We start from the raw sequence: 5,882 nt of genomic DNA on the forward strand, positions 1-5,882 counted from the left end.
TGGGGATCCCCTTGGCAGAGCTGCAGCAGATCCTGCGGCAGGGGGAAGCAGCCAAGAAACGAATGGTGGAGTGTAACCTTCGCTTGGTGGTGTCGATTGCTAAGCGCTATCGCAATCGCGGCTTGCCGTTTCTGGATTTGATTCAGGAAGGCACGATCGGCCTCACCCGCGCCGTGGAAAAGTTCGATCCCACCCGTGGCTACAAGTTCTCCACCTATGCCACTTGGTGGATCCGGCAAAGTGTGAACCGGGGCATCCAGAACAAGGGGCGGATGATCCGTCTGCCGGCCCACATGTACGAAAAAGTCTCCCAGGTGAAGCGGCGCTACCGCGAGTTATCTGCCGAAAGGGGATCCCGCCCCCAGGCAGAAGAAGTTTTTGATTCTCTGGATATCGGCGATAACTACCGGGAGCTGATCACCCGCCACATGGCAGAGATGCGTTCCTTGAATGTGGGGGTAGGGGATGAAGACGGCACCGAGCTGCAGCACTTCATCCCAGATGAAGACAACGACCCTGTTGAACACCTAACCCAGCTTGCCCGTCGAGAGGAAGTCCGCGCGCTGGTGGGCCAACTGAGTGAACGAGAACGACAGGTGATCGTGGCTCGCTATGGGCTGGATGGATCGAGGGGCCTAACGCTGCGGGAAATTGGGGAGCACATCGGTCTTTCGCGGGAGCGAGTACGACAGATTGAACGGCGGGCCTTGCGGAAGTTGCGGCGGCTGCAGCAGGAATACTCCACTCCCAAGACCGGCAAACGGCTCAACCCCCTGGGTTAACCGGAGCCTGCGCCTGTTCCCGTCAGCGGTGCGGAGCACGATAGAAAGGTTTTTTCACTACTTCCGCAGGCCGGCGTTGCCCCCGAATTTCAATTTCCAGCCGGGATCCCACCTTGGCCCAAGCCGGAGCGACATAGCCCAAGCCGATGCCGTAGCCCAAACTGGGAGAATGGGTGCCGCTGGTTACCCGTCCGATCGGCTCAGGGGAGTTGGGAGCGTAGATGGCATAGCCGCTGCGGGGGATGGCCGGATGCAGCATGCGAAACCCCACCAGGTGGCGAGGGATCCCTTGCTCCCGTTGGCTTTCGATGGCGGGCTTGCCGATATAGTCTTCTGGGTTGTTCACCAACCATCCCAAGCCGGCTTCCAAGGGAGTGGTGCTCTCGTCCATGTCCTGCCCGTAGAGATGGAGCGCGGCCTCCAGACGTAGGGTATCGCGGCAGCCCAGCCCACAGGGTTGCACGCCGGCCTGAATCAGTTGCTCCCAAAGGCGGATGCCATCTTCGGGGCTGAGCATAACTTCAAAGCCATCTTCTCCGGTGTAGCCGGTGCGGGCCACAAAGATAGTCTCTCCCGAGGTTCCCGCTGCTGTGGCAAACCGACCGTGCTGAAACCGGCGCAAAGCCTTCAGGGATCCCTCTAAAAAGGGCTGGAGAACCTCCTCGGCTGCCGGCCCCTGCACCGCCAACAGAACCTGAGCATCGGAGTGATCCTGCAGGTTAACTCCGGGGATCCCTTGGAAGTGGTGGTTGAGCCAATCCCAATCTTTCTGCCGGGTGGCTGCATTGACGATCACGCTCCAGTGCTCCAGCTCACCCTCCGGTGGATGCCGGTAGAAGATGACATCATCCAAAATGCCCCCCAGTGGATTGAGCAGGACGGTGTACCGACCAGATCCCACAGGAACGGCGCTCAGATCGCTGGGAACCAGACGGCTGAGGTGGGATCCCAGCTCCGGCCCCCAGAGGGTGAACTTGCCCATGTGGGAAATGTCGAATATCCCCACCCTCTCCCGCACTGCCCGATGTTCTGCTATCACTCCCCGATACTGCAGCGGCATTTCCCAGCCGGCAAAAGAGACAAATCGCGCCCCCAAAGCTTGATGAAGGGGGAACAAGGGGGTGCGCTGCAGCGGGGTTGAACTCATCAGGGATCCCTTTGGCGTCCAGCGTAACGACCAGAATAAACTCACCGTCGCGCATTTTGGGGATCCTGTCCATCGACGACGGTGGGAGCTGGTACCCTGGGTCTTCTCCACACCCTGAGCTGCGTTGGCAACCTGTAGGGATCCCTGCGGTTCTACCCAGATCCGTCGCAGTGCTTCGCGTGATGTCTTCACGGCATCGGGTCAAGACTCGGTGAAGGGGGAATCTCCTGCTACTTGCCTTGCGTTAGCGGGAGGAGCGTCAATCAATCACCACATTCTTCGGGCCGGCGTTGACCTCTGGGCGACCCTGGTTGAAGTTGGCCAGGAAGGTATCTGGATCTTTGAGGCTGAAGACCAGCTTTTTGCAGGGCAGTTGCAGCCCTACCGGCCCCAGCAAGGGAATAAAGAGAGGCTTCTCCTGCACCAGTGGAATGGCGATCACCCCTTGGGCACTGGTTACCGGGCCAACGATCCCCTGAAAATCGGTGCGCACGCCCAGTCCGTAGTACCAAGGCCAGGGGAAGCGCTCCCCTTGTCCCAACTCGCTCAGGGAGAACGTCTCGTTGAACAGGCTGCCCGCCCGCACAATGAGCTTGTCTTGCAGCAGATCGACATAGGCCGACTCGCTACTCACCCCAAACAGAGCCAGCGGCAAACTTGCCAGGGGATTGGAGTCGATGGCCATGTAGTAGCGCATGAGAGATCTCCGATTTTACAGATGGGCGACTAGGTGAGCCGCGGCCCCCAGCCTTGCCAATTATAGAAAATCTTCCCCGTTGCCAGACTGACCAAAAGGGATCCCATCTGCCCACAAGCTAACCGAGTATGATGGGTTGCTTGGAGTGCCCTTTGAGGACTCCGTCCCGCTAACGCGAACAGCAAGCCACTGGCCAGCGAGGAAAACAGGATGGATCTGCGAGCCCTCATTCGCTTGGTGCCCGATTTTCCCAGACCCGGCATCCTCTTTCGGGATATGACCCCCCTGCTACAGGATCCGGCAGGCTTCCGGGCGGCTATTGAACAGTTGGCCGCCGGCACCACCGGCATGGGATCCCTAGATTATGTGGTCGGCATCGAGTCGCGGGGGTTCATTTTAGGGGCTGCTTTGGCACAACACCTGGGCTTGGGATTTGTCCCGGTTCGCAAGCCGGGCAAGCTGCCGCCGCCGGTGCTCAGCCAGACCTACAGCCTGGAATACGGCCAAGACCAGCTCCAACTCCACGCCCACGCCCTGCGCCCCGGAGAGCGGGTGTTGATCGTGGATGATGTCATTGCCACCGGGGGCACAGCCGCCGCCACCGCCCAATTGGTGGCCCAGAGCGGTGCTGAAGTGGGGGGATTTGCCTTCTTAATCGAGCTGGCCTTTTTGTCCGGCTGCAAGGCTCTTCCCCCTGGGATCCCTGCCCATGTGGTGATGGTAGAGGAAGGCAACTGAGTTCCTCAAGTAAGGTGCACCGACTGGTGGACGGGGATCCCTGTTGCTTTGGGCAAAGGTTGGCTCAAGCGGCTGATCTGAGCCTGGGCCTGCAGTTGTTCGTCAATCCAGTCCGCCAGTTCCCGCATGTAGAGCGCCACATGGATCGCCTGGTCGCGCTGTACCGGCTCCACACCTTTTTCTGCCAGGCGGGCCAGGATGACGGGGTGGCTCAGCTCTTCCAGGGCGGCAAAGTCTTCCGGTTGGTCAAACCCCAGCTCTGCCATTTTCTCAAACACGTACCCCAGCCGTAGGCCCGTGGACTCGCAGCGCCCTTCCGGTTGCCAGGGATCCCGCAGGGCCAGGGCAGCAGTTCGGTAGGCGGTTTGGGCAATGGAGCGCCAGGTGCCGCGGTGGATGCGCAGGCTGAGTTGCTGCCGATCCCAGCCCAGGGCTTCTCGCACCAACAGGCCGCAATTGCAGCGGGTGCTGTCCCGCCAGCAGTACTCCCAGTCCCAGAAGCCCCAGTGTTGGGATTGGATACGATCCGCGGTGCGGCGCAGGAGAGCTGCCAACTCAGGTGTGGGGCGCATGAGGCAACACAGAGCTAAACAAAAAACAACAAATAAATATAGAGCGCCTCCAGTCTAGGCAGGCGAGCGATGGAGAACAAGCCCAGCTCAATCTTCTTTACATTCCTGGTCGCAACAGCATTGCGGAGCAACATATTCCTGTTCGGGCCTGTCCTCCGAGGGCAAAGCTCGTTGCCGTTGCCAAGCCCCCAAGCCACCCCTGCCAACACCAGCGAGGCCCCGCCCAGGTAGGTGCCCCCTGCTGGCAAGCCCGCCAAGGCCAAGGCCAGGGATCCCCCCCAAAGGGTCATGGCATAGATCAGCAGCACCGAATGCCGCTGGGATAGGCCAGCTTTGAGCAGACGGTGGTGCAGGTGGCCTTTGTCGGGATGGAAAGGCGACTTCCCCCTGGCCAGCCGTTTGAGGATCACGGTGGACATATCCAGGATCGGCACCGCCAGGATAAAGAAAGGCAGGGCTACTGCCAGCGTGGTCACCCCCTTGGCCACCCCGATCACCCCGAACCCAGCCAGGGAAAAGCCCAAAAAATAGGCCCCCCCATCCCCCATGAAGATCTGCGCCGGGTTGAAGTTGTAGCGCAAAAAGCCTAGGCAAGCTCCCGCCAAAGCCGCCGCCAGCATGGCCGCCGCCGGTCGATCCAGCAGCAGGGTTACGATCAGCATCACCACTGCCGCAATTCCCGACACCCCTGCCGCCAGCCCATCCAGCCCGTCCATGAAGTTGATGGCGTTGGCCATCCCCACCAGCCAGAACAGGGTAATCAGCAGGCTCAACCACACCGGAAAGGGCCAGATCCCTCTCCCGGGCAGACTGATGAACTCAATGCGCACCCCTACTCCCCAAGCGGCAGCAGCCACGCCGAATTGCATCAACAAGCGGGAAAAAGGCGACAGGTGAAACAGGTCGTCCGCCAGGCCAATCAAAAAAAACAAAACCCCACCGATCGTCACCCCCCAAATCTCGTACTCCAGCTCGGTGCGCAAGCCCCCAAAAGCTCCGGCTCCCCAGAGCAACAGCAGGGCCACCAAGTTCCCAAAAAAGATGGAAACCCCCCCCAGGCGTACCATCGGCTGCCGGTGGATCTTGCGCTCATCGGGAAAATCCAACTGGCCACTGCGGATCCCGACTGCCTTCACCATTGGGGTTGCCCACAGAACCACACAGGCAGCAGCAAGGAACGCGACCAAGTAGGGCATGGCAAGCCGCAGAGATGTATCGAGGACTCTGTCCCGCTACGCAGACGGTTAGCCCAGATGGGGGTAGAGGGGGAAACGGCGACAGAGCCGGGCTACCCGCTGGCGACACTCTTCCAACACAGCAGGCTCCTCAGGCTGAAACAGACAATCGGCGATGATCTCCCCAATTTCTTCAAATTCTACCGGCCCCAGGCCGCGGGTGGTCAAGGCCGGGGATCCCAGGCGCAGTCCGCTGGCCACGAAAGGCGGCTGTGGGTCGAAGGGAATGGTGTTTTTGTTGGCGGTGATATGGATCTCGTCCATTAGCCGATCCGCCCGTTTGCCTGTCATCACCGGATCCGCCGCCCCCACTTTTTCCAGCACCGCCGAAACCGAGCGCAGATCCAGCAGCATCAGGTGGTTGTCTGTGCCCCCGGAAACCAGCCGAATGCCCCGCCGTTGCAGGGATCCCGCCAGGGCCTGAGCATTGGCGATCACCTGCGCCGAGTACTGGGCGAAGCCGGGCTGCAGGGCTTCCCCAAAGGCCACCGCCTTGCCGGCAATGACATGCTCCAGCGGCCCCCCTTGACTGCCGGGGAACACCGCCTTATCCAGCTTTTTGCCCAGCTCTGGGTCGCGGGTGAGAATGAGCCCTCCACGCGGCCCGCGCAACGTCTTGTGGGTGGTGGTGGTCACCACATCGCAGAGGGGCACCGGGTTGGGGTGGTGTCCGGTGGCCACCAGGCCGGCAATATGGGCAATGTCGGCCAG

The 5,882-nt window shown here is 60.8% G+C and carries 6 protein-coding genes and 1 pseudogene; 2 read left to right on the plus strand and 5 right to left on the minus strand.

Annotated features, from left to right (window positions below):
* The coding region (locus NW838_RS16045; protein ID WP_414428386.1) for an RNA polymerase sigma factor RpoD/SigA at window positions 1-782 on the plus strand (782 nt) is incomplete at its 5' end.
* Window positions 783-804: 22 nt separating this feature from the next.
* Here the strand turns inward: NW838_RS16045 and gcvT are convergent.
* Together gcvT and NW838_RS16055 are read right to left on the minus strand one after the other, a co-directional pair.
* On the minus strand, window positions 805-1,929 hold the full coding sequence (gene gcvT / locus NW838_RS16050) for a glycine cleavage system aminomethyltransferase GcvT (RefSeq protein ID WP_414375391.1): 1,125 nt from the start codon (window positions 1,927-1,929) through the stop codon (window positions 805-807).
* Between the two features lie 259 nt (window positions 1,930-2,188).
* Entirely contained in the window at window positions 2,189-2,626 is a 438-nt protein-coding gene (locus NW838_RS16055; protein WP_414356521.1) for a hypothetical protein, read from the minus strand.
* A gap of 210 nt (window positions 2,627-2,836) precedes the next feature.
* On the opposite strand from NW838_RS16055, the gene NW838_RS16060 reads away from it, so the two are divergent.
* Window positions 2,837-3,364: an adenine phosphoribosyltransferase gene (locus NW838_RS16060; RefSeq protein WP_011434353.1), complete on the plus strand. Its 528-nt coding sequence runs from the start codon at window positions 2,837-2,839 to the stop codon at window positions 3,362-3,364.
* A 5-nt stretch (window positions 3,365-3,369) separates the two neighbouring features.
* On the opposite strand, the gene NW838_RS16065 is transcribed toward NW838_RS16060, so the two are convergent.
* The 3 genes and pseudogenes from NW838_RS16065 to glyA all read right to left on the minus strand — a co-directional run.
* Window positions 3,370-3,936: a hypothetical protein gene (locus tag NW838_RS16065; protein ID WP_414428387.1), complete on the minus strand. Its 567-nt coding sequence runs from the start codon at window positions 3,934-3,936 to the stop codon at window positions 3,370-3,372.
* A gap of 14 nt (window positions 3,937-3,950) precedes the next feature.
* The gene (locus NW838_RS16070) at window positions 3,951-5,132 is read right to left on the minus strand and encodes a glycosyltransferase family 4 protein (RefSeq protein ID WP_414428388.1); all 1,182 of its coding nucleotides are present in this window, start codon (window positions 5,130-5,132) and stop codon (window positions 3,951-3,953) included.
* A 48-nt stretch (window positions 5,133-5,180) separates the two neighbouring features.
* Window positions 5,181-5,882, minus strand: a pseudogene (glyA, locus tag NW838_RS16075) (serine hydroxymethyltransferase); the annotation flags it as partial.

This window comes from Synechococcus sp. R55.2 (assembly GCF_047462075.1).
Taxonomy (GTDB): Bacteria; Cyanobacteriota; Cyanobacteriia; order Thermostichales; family Thermostichaceae; genus Thermostichus.

Excerpts from the sequence above, each read along its gene's own strand:
- NW838_RS16055 (WP_414356521.1), bottom strand. The coding sequence starts at position 2,626 with ATGCGCTACTACATGGCCATCGACTCCAATCCCCTGGCAAGTTTGCCG.
- NW838_RS16060 (WP_011434353.1), top strand. The coding sequence starts at position 2,837 with ATGGATCTGCGAGCCCTCATTCGCTTGGTGCCCGATTTTCCCAGACCC.
- NW838_RS16070 (WP_414428388.1), bottom strand. The coding sequence starts at position 5,132 with ATGCCCTACTTGGTCGCGTTCCTTGCTGCTGCCTGTGTGGTTCTGTGG.
- NW838_RS16065 (WP_414428387.1), bottom strand. The coding sequence starts at position 3,936 with ATGCGCCCCACACCTGAGTTGGCAGCTCTCCTGCGCCGCACCGCGGAT.
- gcvT (WP_414375391.1), bottom strand. The coding sequence starts at position 1,929 with ATGAGTTCAACCCCGCTGCAGCGCACCCCCTTGTTCCCCCTTCATCAA.